This window comes from Lysinibacillus sp. ZYM-1 (assembly GCF_001308875.1).
Classification (GTDB): Bacteria; Bacillota; Bacilli; order Bacillales_A; family Planococcaceae; genus Lysinibacillus.
Genome location: NZ_KQ465141.1, coordinates 21603 through 40120 on the forward strand (window position 1 = coordinate 21603; position 18518 = coordinate 40120).

General features: G+C 38.7%; 16 protein-coding genes, 1 riboswitch and 1 other annotated feature. Of the genes, 2 read left to right on the forward strand and 14 right to left on the reverse strand.

All coding sequences use genetic code 11. The annotated features are described in order from the left end of the window. Positions 1-8: 8 nt before the first annotated feature. Complete coding sequence (locus AO843_RS20505) at positions 9-443, forward strand: YslB family protein (RefSeq protein ID WP_054612929.1); 435 nt, start codon at positions 9-11, stop codon at positions 441-443. A gap of 95 nt (positions 444-538) precedes the next feature. Here the strand turns inward: AO843_RS20505 and AO843_RS20510 are convergent, their stop codons facing one another. From AO843_RS20510 to zapA, 14 genes are all read right to left on the reverse strand, one after another. Next, a complete protein-coding gene (locus AO843_RS20510; RefSeq protein ID WP_054612930.1) occupies positions 539-1765 on the reverse strand; it encodes an aspartate kinase in 1227 nt (408 codons plus the stop codon). A gap of 132 nt (positions 1766-1897) precedes the next feature. After that, positions 1898-2076: riboswitch (Lysine riboswitch) on the reverse strand. Positions 2077-2170: 94 nt separating this feature from the next. Further along, positions 2171-3961 carry an excinuclease ABC subunit UvrC gene (uvrC, locus tag AO843_RS20515; protein WP_054612931.1) on the reverse strand — a complete coding sequence of 597 codons (1791 nt, stop codon included), beginning with the start codon at positions 3959-3961 and terminating at the stop codon, positions 2171-2173. 118 nt (positions 3962-4079) lie between these two features. Continuing rightward, positions 4080-4391 (reverse strand): thioredoxin, encoded by a 312-nt coding sequence (gene trxA, locus AO843_RS20520; protein ID WP_054612932.1) that lies wholly within the window; start codon positions 4389-4391, stop codon positions 4080-4082. A gap of 121 nt (positions 4392-4512) precedes the next feature. Then, positions 4513-5829 (reverse strand): amino acid permease, encoded by a 1317-nt coding sequence (locus AO843_RS20525; RefSeq protein WP_054612945.1) that lies wholly within the window; start codon positions 5827-5829, stop codon positions 4513-4515. A 94-nt stretch (positions 5830-5923) separates the two neighbouring features. Then, positions 5924-6157 (reverse strand) — a binding site (T-box leader). 151 nt (positions 6158-6308) lie between these two features. Next, on the reverse strand, positions 6309-7286 hold the full coding sequence (locus AO843_RS20530) for an electron transfer flavoprotein subunit alpha/FixB family protein (protein ID WP_054612933.1): 978 nt from the start codon (positions 7284-7286) through the stop codon (positions 6309-6311). Positions 7287-7336: 50 nt separating this feature from the next. After that, positions 7337-8110 carry an electron transfer flavoprotein subunit beta/FixA family protein gene (locus AO843_RS20535; RefSeq protein ID WP_054612934.1) on the reverse strand — a complete coding sequence of 258 codons (774 nt, stop codon included), beginning with the start codon at positions 8108-8110 and terminating at the stop codon, positions 7337-7339. Positions 8111-8226: 116 nt separating this feature from the next. Continuing rightward, positions 8227-9000 carry an enoyl-CoA hydratase gene (locus tag AO843_RS20540; RefSeq protein WP_054612935.1) on the reverse strand — a complete coding sequence of 258 codons (774 nt, stop codon included), beginning with the start codon at positions 8998-9000 and terminating at the stop codon, positions 8227-8229. Positions 9001-9014: 14 nt separating this feature from the next. Continuing rightward, a complete protein-coding gene (locus AO843_RS20545) occupies positions 9015-9596 on the reverse strand; it encodes a TetR/AcrR family transcriptional regulator (RefSeq protein WP_054612936.1) in 582 nt (193 codons plus the stop codon). Positions 9597-9744: 148 nt separating this feature from the next. Further along, the gene (locus AO843_RS20550; protein ID WP_054612937.1) at positions 9745-11439 is read right to left on the reverse strand and encodes an AMP-binding protein; all 1695 of its coding nucleotides are present in this window, start codon (positions 11437-11439) and stop codon (positions 9745-9747) included. Positions 11440-11890: 451 nt separating this feature from the next. Next, positions 11891-12304 carry a DUF350 domain-containing protein gene (locus AO843_RS20555; protein WP_008179180.1) on the reverse strand — a complete coding sequence of 138 codons (414 nt, stop codon included), beginning with the start codon at positions 12302-12304 and terminating at the stop codon, positions 11891-11893. Between the two features lie 22 nt (positions 12305-12326). Continuing rightward, complete coding sequence (locus AO843_RS20560) at positions 12327-14693, reverse strand: endonuclease MutS2 (protein ID WP_054612938.1); 2367 nt, start codon at positions 14691-14693, stop codon at positions 12327-12329. A gap of 18 nt (positions 14694-14711) precedes the next feature. Further along, positions 14712-16421 carry a DNA polymerase/3'-5' exonuclease PolX gene (gene polX / locus AO843_RS20565; protein ID WP_054612939.1) on the reverse strand — a complete coding sequence of 570 codons (1710 nt, stop codon included), beginning with the start codon at positions 16419-16421 and terminating at the stop codon, positions 14712-14714. Between the two features lie 58 nt (positions 16422-16479). Next, on the reverse strand, positions 16480-17019 hold the full coding sequence (locus AO843_RS20570; protein ID WP_054612940.1) for a CvpA family protein: 540 nt from the start codon (positions 17017-17019) through the stop codon (positions 16480-16482). 5 nt (positions 17020-17024) lie between these two features. Further along, positions 17025-17285 carry a cell division protein ZapA gene (gene zapA / locus AO843_RS20575; RefSeq protein ID WP_054612941.1) on the reverse strand — a complete coding sequence of 87 codons (261 nt, stop codon included), beginning with the start codon at positions 17283-17285 and terminating at the stop codon, positions 17025-17027. A gap of 135 nt (positions 17286-17420) precedes the next feature. Between zapA and rnhC the strand changes: the two genes are divergently transcribed. Next, a complete protein-coding gene (gene rnhC, locus AO843_RS20580; protein WP_054612942.1) occupies positions 17421-18347 on the forward strand; it encodes a ribonuclease HIII in 927 nt (308 codons plus the stop codon). Positions 18348-18518: the final 171 nt, after the last annotated feature.

Below are 18518 nucleotides of genomic sequence, written 5' to 3' on the forward strand. Positions count from 1 at the left end.
GGATAACAATGTTAAACACTCCATCTCCTACAATCTCATCATTTGGCTATGAGATCATTCGCGATCATATTCTATCTTCTATACTTGGTAAACACGAGGATGATGTCCTTTATTGGGCAGGTAAAGAGCTTGCACGCAAGTTTCCATGTAAAAGTCAAGACGAACTTATCGCATTTTTCGCAGATGCCTGTTGGGGTACATTAGAGTTAATGAAAGAATCGAAGGATGGACGCACTTTCCAGTTGACAAACGATCCTGAAATCTTGCAAATCAAACAACGTAGCTTCAGACTTGAGGCAGGATTTATAGCTGAACAGATTCAGCTAGCTAAAGGCTATCTGACAGAATGTTATGATGAAAAACGTGAAAAGCAACACTTCGTGATGTTTACAGTAAAATGGGACGTGAAGGAACGTATTATGCATACAGTCCCAACAGAGTAACGAAAAGGATTGTCTCCCAGTTAAGCGGGATGACAATCCTTCTTATTTTTCCCTTTCATTTCGGGCTATTACAAAAAATGCTTTTTCTTCTATTATTATATATAAAGTGCATGCTCTAAATTAAACTCATCATGCAACGCATTTGCTGCACGAATCATTTCATCCTGTGGCACTACAACAGACACTTTGATTTCCGAAGTGCTGACCATCTTCACAGGGATATGTTCACGACGTAATCGATCAAACATGCGAGCAGCGACACCAGGGTTGGAGGCCATGCCCGAACCAACAATAGAAACTTTCGCTAATCCAATTTCAAAATCAGCAAAGCTAAAACCAAGTGATAATTTACTATCCTCTAAAACACGTAATGCTTCCCCGAATTCTTCTTTCAAAATCGAAAAAGATACGGTTGGTTTTAGGCCATCAATGATCGCTTGTACAATAATATCGACATTAATACGATTTTCAGCAAGAGTTGTAAACATATCGGCTAATGAAGCATCGGAATAAGCATCATACCCAACGGTTAAACGAATGACATCTGATTCAAAGGCAACACCACGGACTACTAAATTTTTCTCCATCTCCACTTCCTCCTTCAATAAAGTACCTACCGACTCTACTAAACTAGAGCGAATGATAACTGGCATTTGAAACTTCTTAGCTAACTCCACTGCACGTGGATGTATGACATGTGACCCTAAATGAGAAAGCTCCAACATTTCATCATAGGAAATTTCCTGGAGCTTTTTTGCCTTTGCAACAAAGCGTGGATCTGCTGTATAAACACCGTCAACATTCGTGTATATGTCCGTTCGCTCAGCATCTAATGCTACTGCAAGCGCTACTGCCGTCGTTTCAGTTCCACCTTTCCCAAGTGTTGTTATATTTTGCCCATTGTCAATGCCTTGATCTCCAGCAATGACTACAATTTGTCCTTGTACAAAATGTTCTTCGATACGACTGATATCGATATGATCTATTCGAGCATGACTATACATACAATCGGTGTAAATGCCAGCTTGCCATCCTGTTAGTGACACCGCGTTATAGCCCGCTTCCTGTATTGCAATCGCAAACACGGAGCTCGATAACTGAGAGCAGGAAGACACGACTGCATCTAATTCACGCTTTGATATATCGTCCGTGAGATTATGCACGTTCATTTTCACATCTTGTACCGTTTGTCTCATTGCTGCAACTACCACTACCACATCAAAACCTCTATCTTTTTCAGCAATAGCTTTTCGAGCAGCCTCTTGAATTTGTTCGGTTGATGCTAATGCAACTCCTCCAAATTTCATCACTATTCTAGTCATTTCTTTCGTACTCCTTTCCAGTCATGTATTTCACCTAATGTGAGGTGTAAACAGTCTCTAGAAAACTAAAAAAAGCAGCCTTCACAAAACGTGAAAGCTGCCTATTACATGTACAATAATCGAAACTTGCGCATGTGTGATAGCTCTCCGAAACGTTCAGAATCGACAGTCTTACATTTCTTAAATGCAAAACCAGCACAACAGCGGAAACAACAATGCTGTACTTCGGCAAGCTCCCCTTTCACACAATGTCTCAGGATTTGTTCATCCTCTATTGCGTTACTTTTGAATCTTGCACCTCTATCATCACCTTAAAAGTGAATGTATTAAGTTTGTTTCGCCCTTGCATACACAAGTAGGCTGTTAACATTGGACAACAATGTTATTTATAACCTTAGCATATGTCTATTCCTTTGACAATGACTCCTGCTGAAAATAGGCATAAATAAGGCTCGCTAATTTTGTAGGCATTCCGGCTTCTTGTAAAGCTAGCTCACTAGCTTCGCGTATTTTCTTAACAGAGCCAAAGTGTTTAAGTAACTGTTGTTTTCGTTTGGGACCGACACCCTCAATTTGATCCAGCACAGATTGAATGGCATGCTTCTCATGTTGTTGGCGCAGGAATGTAATCGCAAAACGATGGACTTCATCTTGAATTCGTTGTAACAAATAAAAACCATCACTTGTCCGTTTTAAGGCAATAACTTCAGGCGGATCGCCAAATAAGAGCTGAGATGTATTATGTTTGTCATCCTTTGCTAAACCAGCTATTGGTATGACCAGTCCGAGCTCATCTTCTAATACTTCACGCGCTACTTCCATTTGCCCCTTACCACCATCAATCAGGACAAGATCTGGTAGCGGCAGTCCTTCCTTCAAAACACGCGTATAGCGTCGGCGGATTACCTCTTGCATAGCACCATAATCATCATGCTTAGCTGCTGTACGGGTTTTATATTTGCGATATTCCTTTTTGGCGGGCTTGCCATCAATGAAAACAACCATTGCTGATACCGCGTCCGTTCCATGCATATGACTATTATCAAAAGCTTCAATTCGTAATGGTGACGAAATGCCCAATGCATCACCAAGTGCCTCACAAGCACCTATAGTACGTTCTTCCTGTCGTTCTATGAGCTGGAATTTAGCTGCCACTGCAATCTCAGCATTTTTCGTCGCTAAATCCACCAACTCCTTTTTTTGGCCTCTTTTTGGTGTGAGTACTTTAATGCCTAGCAATTCCGTTAAAATGGCACCATCAATTGTTTGCGGAATAAAAACTTCTTTCGGCTTAATATGTTCTGGTTTTTCATAAAACCGTCCAACAAATGTTAAAAACTCTTCCTCTGCGTCTTGATAGATCGGGAAAATAGAAACGTCACGTTCTATAAGTTTACCCTGCCGAACAAAGAAAACCTGAACACACATCCACCCCTTTTCCACGGCATACCCAAAGACATCGCGGTTAGTTGTATCACTTGATACTATTTTTTGCTTCTGCATGACCGTATCAATGTGGGCAATTTGATCACGAAACTCCTTTGCACGTTCAAACTCCAAGTTTTCGGCAGCCGCAAGCATTTTTACTTCAAGCTCCTTTTTGACTGCCTCAACACCACCATTAAGAAACTTCGTCATATCCTCAATCATTTCTTGATAAACGTGACCCTCAATTTCTTTAACACAAGGTGCTATGCATTGACCCATGTGATAATACAAGCAAACTTTAGAAGGTAGTTGTACACATTTTCGTAGTGGATATAAGCGGTCCAGCAGCTTTTTCGTTTCACTTGCCGCATAGGCATTGGGATACGGTCCAAAATATTTAGCCTTATCTTTTTTTACTTTACGTGTCGTAATAAGACGAGGATGTTTTTCATTCGTAATTTTTAAATATGGATATGTCTTATCATCTGTCAACATGACATTGTATTTTGGGTCATGCAGTTTAATAAGATTCAGCTCTAAAATAAGTGCTTCAATATTAGATGATGTCACGATATACTCAAAATCTTCTATTTCGCTTACAAGTCGTTGCGTTTTACCTTCATGTGTTCCAGTAAAGTAAGAACGCACTCGATTTTTCAGTACTTTCGCTTTACCGACATAAATGATGGTTCCCTGTCGATCCTTCATCAAATAGCAGCCAGGCTGATCTGGTAGAATATCAAGTTTACGTTTGATTAAATCGTTCATTACCTACCTGCCCCCTACGTAAAATTCCCTTCAATGAATCTTTTATTTTTCTTTTATTATATAACGAAAAAAAGCCGAACACATCAATTGATGGCTCGGCTTTTGTGAACTTCATTCATTACGCATGTTTTGCGATAAATGCTTCTAAAGCTTCTTTAGGTTGGAAACCTACAGTTTTGTCAACTAATTCTCCATCTTTAAATAATAATAATGATGGGATTGACATGATTTGGTACTCAGCAGCAGTACCTTGGTTGTTGTCTACGTCAACTTTTACAATTTTAGCCGCACTACCTGCAGCGTCCATTTCTTCAAGAACTGGCCCAATCATTTTACAAGGTCCGCACCAAGCAGCCCAAAAGTCTACTAGTACTAACCCTTCTTTAATATCGTTGTGGAACGTAGCATCTGTTGCATGTACAATTGCCATTTGAAATCCTCCTTAAACTTACTATGTTTGTAGTATAGCATGGATAAATTCACTTGAGCGAACAATCTGCCTGCAATGTATTTTTTATGAAAAACCGTGTCGAAAAATTAAACGACGTCGATTAATTTGTTTGATAACGACCTTTCCATAAATAAGTTAACGTAATGAAAATGTAGATTGCTAATGTAATACCTGTCACGATTATCGATGTGGTAAAAATAATACCAATTAAGATGGTACTTAACGCAATAATCGCTATCCAAGTTGTATAAGGGTACCATTTCACTTCATACACACTTGTGTTGGTTGATTGTTTTTTTCTAGATTTTAGATGAGCTATAGCAATAATTAACCAAATAAATAACACCGTGTATCCAAGTGATCCCATCAGAAAATCAAAGGTCTTGCTTCCTGCATATAACGAAAGGATGACACCTAAATATAATGCTAATGTACACATCAAAATCGCATACACGGGAACATTCCTTTTGGACAATTGGCCAAAAATTTTAGGAACACGTCCATCTACAGCTTGTGTATACAGTACACGTGATGAGCCATAAAGGCCAGAATTCATAGAAGAAATAATGGCAAGTAATACTACTGCGTTCATAATATGATCTGCGCCAGGAATTCCGATCATTTTAAATACCATTACAAATGGACTTTCAGGCACACCATTCACTTCACTCCAAGGAATCAAACTAACGATAATAAAGAACGGCAGCAGATAGAAGGTAACAATACGCACCAATGTACTACGTACAGCTTTTGGTACTACTTTTTCAGGGTTTTTCGTTTCAGCTAATGTAATCCCAATGATTTCTGTTCCACCATAAGAATAGATCACCACAAGCATAGCAGCAATTAATCCCTTTGATCCATTTGGGAAAAAACCACCATGGGATGTTAAGTTAGAAAAACCTACAGCACTATGATGACCAAATGAGACAAGCAGTAAAATAAGTCCTGCAATGATGAATACAATAATAACAGTAATTTTAATCAATGCTAGCCAGTATTCCGTTTCAGCAAAAATCTTTACGGATAACAGATTAATGGCTGTCACTAACACCGAAACAGACAGGGCCAAAATCCAAATTGGGTATTGTGGTAACCAATATTGAATAAAAATAGCGGCAACTACAGATTCTGCTGCAATATTTAAAACCCACATTTTCCAATAGATCCAATCTAGAAAATAAGCTGGATATTTACCTAAGACAGATTCAACTAAATCTCTAAACGTTCTTGCATCTTTATTGCGAACAGCCATTTCTGCAAGACCTTGCATAACAAATAATAAAATAATGCCCCCTAATAAATAAGCAATGAGCACCGATGGCCCTGCCATATCAATGGCTGCACTACTTCCTTTAAATAACCCTGCACCAATGGCACCACCTAATGCCATCATCGTGATGTGACGTGAGGTCATTGTTCGTTTTAATTGTTGTTGATTGTTCTTTTCCACTTTCTTACCTCCTAAAAATCAAAAAGGCATACCGTCTGTTCCTTCATCATCAAATGAAAGAAGAGACGATATGCCATAAGCAAACCGCGGTACCACTCTAATTGGTTCTTTAAGAACCCAACTTAAAAACCTTGTAACGAAGGTTAACCGTCAAACAAATAGAATAATCTGATAATTCCATTTATCTTACCACTCCTAGGCAAGTTCAAAGTCTTATTGGACTGCGTTGCACCAACCCGCAGCTCTCTTTACCGAATAATGAGCTTTTACTACTCCTAATCTTTGCGTTTAAAAACATTATTATTGAAAATTTAATGATTATTCAACACTATAATGGCTTCTGTTAATTATGTCAATATTTTATTTTGCAATAATTTTCAAATAGTACTTCTTGCTTTGTGAAATTAAAAAAGCAGGAAGGATCACCCTTCCTGCAATAACCTTTAAGCATTCACTTTTAAAGCTTTAAATTCTTCAATTAAAAGCGGAATCACTTCAAATAAATCTCCAACAATTCCGTAGTCCGCTACTTTGAAAATATTTGCTTCAGGATCTTTATTGATAGCAACAATCACTTTAGAATTTGACATTCCTGCTAAATGTTGAATAGCTCCAGAAATACCAGCTGCAATATAAAGATCCGGTGTTACTACCTTACCTGTTTGACCAATTTGAAGTGAATAGTCACAATACTCAGCGTCACATGCACCACGTGATGCTCCTACTGCACCGCCAAGTAAATCTGCAAGCTCTTTTAGTGGTTCAAAGCCTTCTTCAGATTTTACACCGCGACCACCAGCAACAACTACTTTTGCTTCTGATAAATCAACACCTTCTGAAGATTTACGAACAACCTCTTTAATAATTGTGCGAAGGTTTGTAATTTCTACAGTAATGGCAGAAACATCTCCTGTTTTACCGTCAACTTTTTCTAAAGGTGTAATGTTATTTGGACGAATAGATGCTAACACAATACCGTCTTTTACTTTCACTTTTTCAAAAGCTTTACCAGAGTAGATTGGTCGGGTGAATACAATATCATCGCCTGCACCCTCAATGGTAGTAACATCAGATACTAAACCTGCTTGTAATTTACTTGCGATTTTTGGTGATAAATCCTTACCATTTGCTGTATGGCCAAAGACAATGCCAGCTGGTTTTTCTTGCTCGATAACAGCTAGTAGTGCTTGACTATAGCCATCAGATGTATATTGTTTTAAATGTGGGTGTTCCACTGTCACAACGCGATCAGCACCATATTCAAATAATGGACCTGTTAAATTTACTACAGCATCCCCTAAAAGTACCCCTACAACCTCGCCGCCATCAGCGATTTGTTTTGCAGCTGCAATTGCTTCGAAAGAAACATTACGTAAGCTTCCTTCACGAACTTCACTTAATACTAATACTTTTTTTGACATAGCATATTCCCTCCGTTACCCTTTAAGATTCGATTAACATCATCAAATTTTTAAACTACTTTTGCTTCTGTGTGAAGTAGATTTACCAGTTCTTTTACTTGTGCAGAAAGGTCACCTTCAAGTATGCGGCCTGCTGCTTTTTGAGCTGGTAAGAAGATGTCTACAGTTTCAATCTTCACTTCTACATCGTCTTCATCGATATCTAAATCATCTAGCTCAAGCTCTGCAAGCGGTTTCTTTTTCGCTTTCATGATACCTGGTAGAGATGGATAACGCGGCTCATTTAAACCTTGTTGAGCTGTTACTAACAGCGGTAAAGAAGTCTCAATTACTTCTGAGTCTCCTTCAATATCACGAACAATTTTTGCAGAAGTTCCGTCAATTTCAAGTTTCGTGATCGTTGTTACAAAATTAATATCTAGCAAGTCTGCAACACGTGGACCCACTTGACCAGAACCACCATCAATCGCAACATTTCCTGTTAATATTAAATCAGCATCTTTATCTTTTAAGTATTCTGCCAAAAGATAAGCAGCTGCATTTTGGTCTAATTCATCTAAATCATCTTCAGTATTGATGAGCACCGCTTCGTCTGCACCCATTGCTAGTGCTGTACGTAATTGCTTCTCTGCATCCTCGCCACCAATTGTCACCACAGTTACTTTTCCGCCAGCAGCGTCACGCACTTGGATTGCTTCTTCGATGGCATATTCATCGTAAGGGTTGATAATGAATTCTGCGCCATCCTCTTGGATTTTCCCACCCGACACAACGATTTTTTCTTCTGTATCAAACGTACGTTTAATTAATGCAAAAATGTTCATATATCCATACCTCCTGGAACGTTTTATAATTCTAAGTAAACTTATAAATATTATATATATTTAGTTTCAATAACATCGATAACATGCTTGCACGTTGCTATCGACATATGGGAAAATTATTTGCCAGTAAACACAGGCTCACGCTTTTCAATGAATGCTTGAATACCTTCTTTTGCATCTTCTGTGACGAATACTGTCCCAAAGGATTTCGCCTCAGCTTCAATACCTTCATAAAATGAAGCATGCTTTGCATATTGCAATGTTTGAATAGCTGCTTTTAAAGCAATTGGACTCTTCTTGGCAATACTCTTAGCAATTTTTAACGTTTCCTCTAACAATGTCTCATCTGAGAATGCACGGTTTGCTAAGCCCCATTGCACAGCTTCTGTACCAGATATCGGCTCACTCGTAAACATCATTTCAGCAGCCTTTGCTACACCAACATAACGTGGTAAGCGTTGCGTACCGCCAAAGCCAGGAATAAGACCTAATTGTAACTCAGGTAAACCTAGTTTCGCTGATTCCGTAACAAAACGCATATGACAGCTCATCGCTAATTCAAGTCCACCGCCTAATGCTGCACCATGAATAGCTGCAATAATTGGCTTAGAGAATGATTCCACACGCTCAAATACTTGCTGTCCATTGCTAGCTAGCTTCGTAAATTCTTCTCCAGATTCTACCCCAGTAAATTCTTTAATATCTGCACCCGCAGAGAAGAAACGGCCTTCACCATGAAGTACAAGGACTCTTACAGCATCATCATGTTCTACAGCATCCAGCACAGAATTTACTTCTGCAATAATACCGCGAGATAATGCATTTGCTGGTGGACGTGCAATTGTAATATTTGCTACTCCATCTTCCACTTTCCAACTTAGAAATTCCATTTCTCCACATCCTTTTAAGCTTTAATGCCGTTCAGGATTAATGCCTGAACCTTTGGAACTTGTTCCATCAAATCATATCGATAGTCATTCATAACCCACGACGTAATAGTTTCATCAATTGTTCCAAAAACCATTTGACGTGCCAAGCGTACATCCATCGTTTGATTGAACTCACCTGAAAGCATACCTGCGATTAAAATTTGATCAAGTAAATGTAAATACTCACGTAATACCGAATTAATTTTTAGTCGTAAGTCTTTGTTTGATTGGCGAAGCTCTAATTGTGTGACGGTTGCTAGGTATCGATCTGTCGCTAGAACATTAAAATGATTTTCAATCATTCGGGAAAGTTTGTCTCTAGACGTATTCCCATTTTCTATTATATCTTGTAATGACTCTACAAAAACAGCCATTTTTTCATTAAAGACAGAAATTAATATATCTTCTTTATTTTTAAAATATAAATAGATTGTTCCATCGGCCACCCCTGCCTGTTTGGCGATTTTCGATACTTGCGCTTGGTGATACCCATTCTCGGCAATAACGATGACAGCTGCATCAATAATTTGCTTATATTTTGGCTTATCTCGTTTCACTTTTATATCACCACCTAAAAAACATGCGCACGTCAACATAATCAATATGACGTGAGAACCTAAAAAAAATATGAAAATATGAATGGTCATTCATTCATATTTTCATATTATATTTTACATCATTGCTTGTCAATACTTTAACACGTATTTATTTCGCTTCTTTATTCGCCAATTTTGTTTTTTCTTCTTCCACTAATGTGCGGCGCAAAATTTTCCCAACAGCTGTTTTTGGTAGCTCATCTCTAAACTCATAATAGCGCGGAACTTTAAATGCCGCTAGATGCTGACGGCAATATTTATTTAATTCGTCTTCCGTAATCGAATATCCTTCTTTTAAAACAATATAAGCTTTTACCGTTTCTCCTCGATAAGGGTCAGGTATACCTGCTACAACACATTCTTGGATTTCTTCGCATTCGTATAATATTTCTTCAACTTCACGAGGGTAAATATTAAAGCCTCCAGCTATAATCAAATCTTTTTTACGATCCACTACATAGAAAAAGCCTTGCTCATCCATATAACCAAGATCCCCTGTTAAAAACCAGCCATCTACAAATGTAGCGGCAGTATCCTCCGGGCGATTCCAGTAACCCTTCATCACTTGTGGCCCTTTGACTGCAATTTCACCAACTTCTCCAATTGACAATTCTTCGGTATCCCCTGTGCGCAAAATAACTACTTCTGTATTTGGCCAAGGTAAACCAATCGAGCCAATCACCCTCTTGCCCCAAATTGGAGTAGCATGTGTCACTGGTGAGGTTTCAGTTAGCCCATAGCCTTCTACTAATTTTCCACCAGTAACCGCTTCAAACTTCTCTTGTACCTCAATTGGCAGTGAAGCTGAACCACTTAGGCAGGCCTTAATGGATGATAAATCGTAATTTGCAATGTCTGGGTGATTTAATAAACCGATATATAAGGTTGGCGCACCAGGGAAAAGTGTTGGTTTTTGTTTATCGATTGTTTTTAACGCCGTTTCAGCATCAAATTTCGGTAAAAGCACCATTTTATTTCGGGTGAAGACTGATAACAGCATAACAGTTGTCATACCATAAACGTGGAAGAAAGGAAGGATACCCATAATGGTTTCTTCACCATGTACACATTTATACATCCATGCATCACACATTGCCGTATTAGCAATTAAATTTTTATGGGTTAGCATGACTCCTTTCGGGAATCCGGTTGTTCCACCTGTGTATTGGAGTAATGCTAGATCTTCTTCAAAATCGAAAGGAATATGATCAATCACCTTGATTGGTGCACAGCGCATTATTTCTGAAAACAAATGATTTTGTCCACTATGCTCAACCTTGACACTAAAGCCATACTGCTTTTTTTGAATAAATGGATAGACTAAATTTTTTGGGAATGGTAAATAATCTTTGATTGCTGTCACAATGACATTCTCTAGGGCTGTCTCTTTTATAATTTTCATGACTCTTGGATACAAAATATCCATCACAAGAATAACCTTTGCACCCGAATCAGCCATTTGATATTGAAGCTCACGTTCAGTATAAAGTGGATTTGTTTGTACAACAACAGCACCTGCATACATGGCACCGTAGTAAGCGATTACACTTTGTGGCGAATTAGGCAACATAATAGCCACCCGATCTCCCTTTTCCACACCTAATGATTGTAAATAGTTTGCGAACCTTAAAGCAGATTCATATAGTTCGGTGTACGTCAAATCCTTTCCCATAAAATGAATCGCTACTTTTGATGGATTCTTTTTATAGGCGCGTGTCAAAAACTCTTGCACTGGAATTTCCTCAAACGTTAAAGACGATGGTACTTCTTCAGGATAATTTGCTAGCCATGGTTTTGCTGTCATACGTCCTCTCCCCTTTGTCCCAAACTTTGTCAATTCTTAATTTTATTATAATGAAAAAGAAAAACAGTTTCAAACAGAAAATAGAAAATAAATGCATTTTCGATTAATTATTATGCATTTCACAACATTAATATGACTGATTCTAAATAGGATTTAAATGGTTAGACCTAGTGAATACTCATTCATTCTCTTGTTTTTCAGATTAAAATATATATGCATATTTCTATATTTGAAAAACAATTTTTTCTTTCAAAAATAGGAGAATTTTAATAGAGTTTAGTAGAATTCTTTGCAAATTGAAGCCATGCGAAAAAAACAAAATAAAAACGCACCCTTTTAAAAGGATGCGTTTATGCGTTTAAATAGTCATCATATAGTAGACGCCCACTGCTAAAAATGCGATACAGACAACGATTAATACCTTTGCTAATTTTTCCATGTCATGACACTCCTATGCAATACTTGCCCCAATTACAAACGATAGACCGACTGAAATGGTAAAGGAAATGAAACCAACTGAGCGATTATCATTGGCAATCTCTTGATCAACATTAAAACGAGGTGTCATAAATTCAAATAAGAAATATGCAACGATCAACAGCGTAAAACCAAAAAGTCCCCAGCCAATCATTTCACTTAAAGTACTATGACGCGCAATGGAAAAACGAAATATATTGCAAATACCTAGTATTTTCCCACCTGTTGCAAGTGCCACAGCAACATTACCTTTTTTTATTTCTTCCCAATTTTTATATTTCGTAACGACTTCGAACAATGCCATCGAGACGACTAAACATAACACAACAACACTAAAATATCCTGCCGTTTCGATAATTGGATATCGCCAAAAGCCAGAATTCAGCATTTTTCTCCGTCCCCTTTATAGCTTATTTCAATTCAACAACTGTGACGCCTAAGCCCCCCTCGCCGGCTTCACCAAAACGGAAGGATTTCACGCGCTTGTGCTTTTTCAAATAGCTTTGAATACCTTGACGTAAAGCACCTGTACCAACACCATGAATAATAGATACACGACCATAATTAGCGAGTAAAGCGTCATCAATATACTTTTCCGTCCTTAAAATCGCATCCTCATAGCGCTCACCGCGCAAATCCAATTCTAATTTTACATGGCTACTTCGATTTTTCACGCCAGCTGTTCGTACTACAGCCTCTTTTTCAGGTTTAATATATTCCAAATCACTATCTGCGATTTTCATCTTTAAAATCCCCATTTGGACAACCCATTCAGCATTCGAAACTTTTTCTAACAAAGTACCTCTTTGACCATAGCTTAACACCTTTACCTCGTCTCCGACAACTAAGTTTTGTGCACGGGCTTTTACTTGAGCTGCTTTTTTTAGCACTTTATTGTTTTCAATTGGTGTCGCTTCTTCCAAACGTTTACGCGCTTCAATCAGTTCATGCTCTTTAACAACTTGGTCAGCATTTTTACGCATTTCTCGCAGCTCAGCAATAATTCCTTCCGCTTCACTTTTCGCTTCATCCACAATTTTACGAGCTTTTTCTTTAGCTTTCTTATCAAGCGCCTCTTTACGCTCTTCATAGGCTTGCAGTTTATCTTGAAGCTCTTTACGTAAGTTCTCCGACTCTAACAATAATGCATGGGAACGCTCTGCATCATCTTCAGATTGACGACGTGTTTGCTCTAACGAAGCAATCATCGATTCAACCTCATGTCGGTCGGTTCCTGTAAAGCCTTTCGCACGATCGATAACGGATTCTGGTAGACCAAGGCGACTTGAGATTTCAAATGCATTGGAGCGCCCAGGTACACCAATCAGCAGACGATAAGTTGGACTCAATGTTTCAATATCAAATTCTACACTGGCATTGGCAACACCTGGTCGATTATAGCCATATGCTTTAAGCTCAGGATAGTGGGTTGTTGCCATGACACGAGCACCACGACCATGCACCTCGTCTAAAATAGAAATGGCTAAGGCAGCCCCTTCTTGTGGATCAGTACCTGCTCCTAGCTCATCAAAAAGAACAAGTGACTCATGATCAAATTGTTGTAAAATGTCAACGATATTGACCATATGAGATGAGAATGTTGAAAGTGATTGTTCAATAGATTGCTCATCCCCAATATCAGCAAACAGTTGTTTAAAAACAGCGAGCTGAGATCCATCCAATGCTGGTACAGGTAACCCAGCTTGAGCCATTAATGTACACAAGCCTACTGTTTTTAATGTTACTGTCTTACCACCAGTATTTGGACCTGTAATGACAATTGCCGTGATGTCTTTACCAAACTCAATATCATTTGGCACAGCTGTATCTATTGGTAACAGAGGGTGGCGTGCCCGAACAAGGCGAATATGGCCATCCTGATTCATTTTAGGCATTGTACATTTATTGGCTTGTCCATATTTGCCCTTAGCTAAAATGACATCGATATCTCCTAAAACCCTCACTAAGTTAAATAAATCTGATGCTACTTCTTGCACCATTGCACTTAATGTTAGTAAAATCCGCTCGATCTCAGCCTGTTCTTTCATTTTCAAGCGATGAATTTCATTATTTGCTTGTACGATAGAATCCGGTTCAATGAATAATGTTTGACCAGAAGAAGATTGGTCATGTACGATTCCGCCATAATGATGACGATATTCTTGCTTCACGGGAATGACAAAGCGATCATTCCGAATTGTGACCAGCATATCAGATAGCATTTTCGATGCATTACTGCCACGGATCAAGCTCTCCAATTTAGAACGCACCCTTGCTTCCTCAGCACGTAAGGATTGGCGAATTGACCGTAATGTTGGACTTGCCGAATCTAAAACAGCCCCGTTATCATCAATACAGTTATTTATTTCATGTTGCAACCCTGTTAATACAGGTATCATTTCCTTCTTGGCGATGAAATGTGGAATCTCAATCACTTCATCGGCTTCTAAATCCTCAATAAAATTGCGAAGAATTCTACTAGCTCGAATTGTACTGGATATTTCCATTAGCTCTACCGCTGCTAACATGCCTCCTATTTGGGCACGTCTTGCAGATGGTCGTACGTCAAATATCCCACCCATTGGTACATTACCTTTAACACGTAAAATGGATAAACCCTCATCCATTTCCTCTAATAATTGTACTACTTTATCAAAATCAGTTTGTGGTACAAGCTCCTCGATGGCAGATTTCCCAATTGAAGAAGTGCAAAAGGAAGCCACTTGCTGTCGTACTTTATCGTATTCTAGTGTTTTCAATGCGCGTTCTGCAATCACTGAGAACACCTCCTCAACCTATTTATTTCGTCGTATGAACGCCTCAAATTGTTCACGCGTCCATGTATTCACAATCATCTCTTTCGGTATCCATGCTCTATTCGCATAGCGAACACCAATATCCATAAAACGTAAATGGGCCATATCATGCGCATCTGTATTAATAGCTATCGGTACACCTGCTGCTATAGCCATTTCTAAATGTTCAACACATAAATCAAGACGATACGGGTTCGCATTTAACTCTAAAATTTTACCATATTCCTTCGCCCAAGCAATTAACTGTTGCATATCAGGATTATAGCCATCGCGATCCTCAATAATTCGCCCCGTTGGATGGGCAATCATATGGACGTACGGATTTTGCATAGCAGTCAGTAGGCGTGCCATAATTTTATCCTGTGATTGTGTAAAACTAGAATGTATAGAGGCAATTACAAAATCTAATTCTCGCAAGACTTGATCATCGTAATCTAGAGAACCGTCAGGTAAAATATCCATCTCTGTCCCTTTAAACAAATGAAATTCTGGATGTGCTTCATTAAACGCCTCAATTTCCACTCGCTGATTTTCTAAACGCGCAGGCGTTAATCCATTTGCGACTTTTAGAAATTGAGAGTGGTCCGTAATAACGCTATATTGATAGCCACGCGCCAGCAATGCCTTGCCCATTTCTGCAACAGAGTATGCACCATCTGACCACGTCGTATGCATATGCAAATCTGCCTTAATATCCTCAAGTTGAACTAATTTTTGAATATCTTCTGTTTTGTCAAATTCCAATTTGCCTGTACGTAAGCTTGGTGGAATCCAAGGTAAATCAAAATGAGCAAAAAACGCCTCCTCATCTTGAAACGTCAAAACAGTACCATCTTCCTGCTCCACACCATATTCACTTATTTTTTCACCTCGCGCTTTTGCAAGTTGACGCATACGAACATTATGGTCTTTAGAACCTGTAAAATGATGCAAGGCGGTCGCATATTCTTTGTCCTTCACTAAGCGAAAATCAACACTGACTGGCTCATCTAAGTCTAAAATTACCGAAATTTTTGTATCTCCAGCTGCAACAGTTTCTTGAACCACTAACGTGTTTAATAATTTTTCACGGACTGCCTCAACCGCTTCTGTCACTACAATAAAATCAATATCTTTACTAGTTTCAGCTGCCCGACGGAAACTTCCAGCAACAGAAAAACGTTCCACTTCCTCCATACTATCTAGAATGGCCTCTATTTGTAAAACCACAGGCTCTAGTTGCCAAATTGGTAGACGTTCAGAGCGATTAGCTAGATTGGCAAGTTCCTTTAAAATTTTCTCCTCTGTTTTAGCAGCAAAGCCAGATAATTCACGAACTTTGCCTGCTTCACAAGCTACTTTTAAACTTTCTGCTGAGTCGATGCCAAGCTCTTGGTGAAGCTTGGCAATCTTTTTCCCACCTAAGCCTGGCAACTTTAACAATGGCAATAACCCTTTAGGTACAATCTCTTCTAGTTCTTTCAACAAACTCGACTCACCCGTTGCCATCAAATCCTCAATAACAGCAGCCGTCCCCTTGCCGATACCCTTAAGTTTTGTGACATCATCCATTTCACTTAATGACCGTTCGTCTCCCTCTAGTGCTGCAGCCGCTTTTCGAAAGGCAGATACCTTGAACGGATTTTCACCTTGTAATTCCATATATAAAGCAATTTTTTCGAGCGTGCGAATAATGGTTTTTTTATTCATCGGTAATTCCTCCTATCGTAAAAACACTTCTCTCAAAACAGAGAGAAGTGCATAGTTGCTATTGCATATAAATATACCACCAGTTTTGGAACATCTTTGTAATGATTGGTGTATGCTCCAAAATAAGACCACTTAACAATGACTTCGACATTAAATTTTGAATACTATCAATAGGCAGTAGGGCACACACATACAGCAAAATAAACATAATTAAATAGTTTTCAATCATGCCGAATAGAGCACCAAGCCAACGATTTACTGTGTTCAGCACAGGTAAATACGCGATAAAATCAAAAATTGATGCCACAATTTGCAATGTTATTTTTACAGCAAAGAAAATTACCGCAAATGCAATCACACGATAGAATGTGCGGTCTAAATCTAAACTGTCAATCACGACACCAAGACTACCTGTATCAGTGACCCCTGGGTATGGAACCCAAAATACAAATTTTTGTGCTAATGGCTTATAATAAATATACGCAACAATTAGGGCTACCACAAAGCTGACAATGTGCATCATTTGTACAATGAAACCACGTTTTGCACCAACACCAATTCCAGCTAAAAGTACCACTAATATGATTAAATCTAACATTCTCTTCAACCCTTTAATTTTTTCAATTCTTCTTCTAGTTGCTCCAACTGTTCTTTTAATAATAAATAATCATGTACAGTATTTACTGCTGTCAGAACAGCAAGTTTTGTGCTATCAAGTGAGGGATTATGTACGTTCATCTCGCGCATACGGTCATCAACAATCGAAGCAACAAGTCGCATATGGCCCATGGATTCCAAGCCGACCATTTTATATGTATGACCATATATTTCCACAGAAATTTTATTCTTTTCTTGTTTTTCCATAGTCGCACCCTCCTATAAATTCGATACACACAAGATTTTTTTGACTTGCAAGCACCATTACACAAAAAAGCTATTTATTATCATACCATGAAAGGTATAAAATTGTGAACAATGAGGACAGAAAGGATCGATTAAATGTCAAATATTGTACTTACCATTTCAACAAATATTCAAAAAGAGGTGATGGCTTACTATGCATCCAACTATATTGAACGAAAGGCTCCTGGTGTAATCTTCGCCGCAAAACTACCAGATACCTCCATAACAATGTATAAATCAGGAAAATTAATGTTTCAAGGTGGAGGAGCCGAACGCGAAGCTGCCCGCTGGGGAATTATCGAAAAAACAACGAGTCAGAAATCATCAACGATCGGAGCAAAGGGTGATACACTACCCGACCAATTCGCCACTATGTCTGTATTAGGCTCAGATGAAACAGGCACAGGTGATTATTTTGGACCTATCACAGTAGCAGCAGTGTATGTTCCTGCATCCAAAATTGAACTTATCAATGAGCTTGGTGTCAAAGACTCAAAAATGTTAACCGATGACTACATGCGGAAAATTGCTCCTGATTTACGTGCAGCTTGTGTCCATAGTGTCCTCGTCTTACGCAATGATAAATATAATAACTTACAAGCAAAGGGCTATTCCCAAGGGAAAATGAAAGCCATGATGCACAACAAGGCACTTCAAAATACACTAGTGAAAATGGCACCCGAAAAACCTGAATTTATTTTAATCGACCAGTTTGCAGAACGTGGTGTCTATTACAATTATTTAAAAAATGAACGAGAAATTGTTCAAGAAAACGTGTATTTTTCTACAAAAGCCGAGCAATTACATGTAGCCGTGGCTACAGCATCCATTCTAGCTCGTGCTGCGTTTTTAAAGGAGATGGATCGTCTAAGTAATATAGCAGGCCTAGAATTGATGAAAGGGGCCTCAAATAAGGTAGATGTGCAAGCGGCACGAATTTGGCGTAAACAGGGTGAGGAATTTCTACGCTCGATAACAAAATGGCATTTCGCTAATACAGAGAAAGCACGGAAGATGATTTAGACAAACCATTCTCTCTTGGTATTTCGAGGCTAAGTTGCCCTCCTAACAAAAAAAGACTGTCTAGTTAGACAGTCTCAGATTGTAGACAAAAGCCATCGAGAAGTTCACTCTCGATGGCGCTTTTGTCATTTTTCTTTCTCTTTCATTTTCAATATTTGGTAAATCAATGCC

Coding starts and splice junctions, on each gene's coding strand:
- zapA (WP_054612941.1), bottom strand. CDS start 17,285: ATGGAAAAACAAGAAAAGAATAAAATTTCTGTGGAAATATATGGTCAT.
- uvrC (WP_054612931.1), bottom strand. CDS start 3,961: ATGAACGATTTAATCAAACGTAAACTTGATATTCTACCAGATCAGCCT.
- AO843_RS20525 (WP_054612945.1), bottom strand. CDS start 5,829: ATGACCTCACGTCACATCACGATGATGGCATTAGGTGGTGCCATTGGT.
- AO843_RS20555 (WP_008179180.1), bottom strand. CDS start 12,304: ATGCTGAATTCTGGCTTTTGGCGATATCCAATTATCGAAACGGCAGGA.
- rnhC (WP_054612942.1), top strand. CDS start 17,421: ATGTCAAATATTGTACTTACCATTTCAACAAATATTCAAAAAGAGGTG.
- polX (WP_054612939.1), bottom strand. CDS start 16,421: ATGAATAAAAAAACCATTATTCGCACGCTCGAAAAAATTGCTTTATAT.
- AO843_RS20505 (WP_054612929.1), top strand. CDS start 9: ATGTTAAACACTCCATCTCCTACAATCTCATCATTTGGCTATGAGATC.
- AO843_RS20540 (WP_054612935.1), bottom strand. CDS start 9,000: ATGGAATTTCTAAGTTGGAAAGTGGAAGATGGAGTAGCAAATATTACA.
- AO843_RS20510 (WP_054612930.1), bottom strand. CDS start 1,765: ATGACTAGAATAGTGATGAAATTTGGAGGAGTTGCATTAGCATCAACC.
- AO843_RS20550 (WP_054612937.1), bottom strand. CDS start 11,439: ATGACAGCAAAACCATGGCTAGCAAATTATCCTGAAGAAGTACCATCG.
- AO843_RS20535 (WP_054612934.1), bottom strand. CDS start 8,110: ATGAACATTTTTGCATTAATTAAACGTACGTTTGATACAGAAGAAAAA.
- AO843_RS20570 (WP_054612940.1), bottom strand. CDS start 17,019: ATGTTAGATTTAATCATATTAGTGGTACTTTTAGCTGGAATTGGTGTT.
- trxA (WP_054612932.1), bottom strand. CDS start 4,391: ATGGCAATTGTACATGCAACAGATGCTACGTTCCACAACGATATTAAA.
- AO843_RS20530 (WP_054612933.1), bottom strand. CDS start 7,286: ATGTCAAAAAAAGTATTAGTATTAAGTGAAGTTCGTGAAGGAAGCTTA.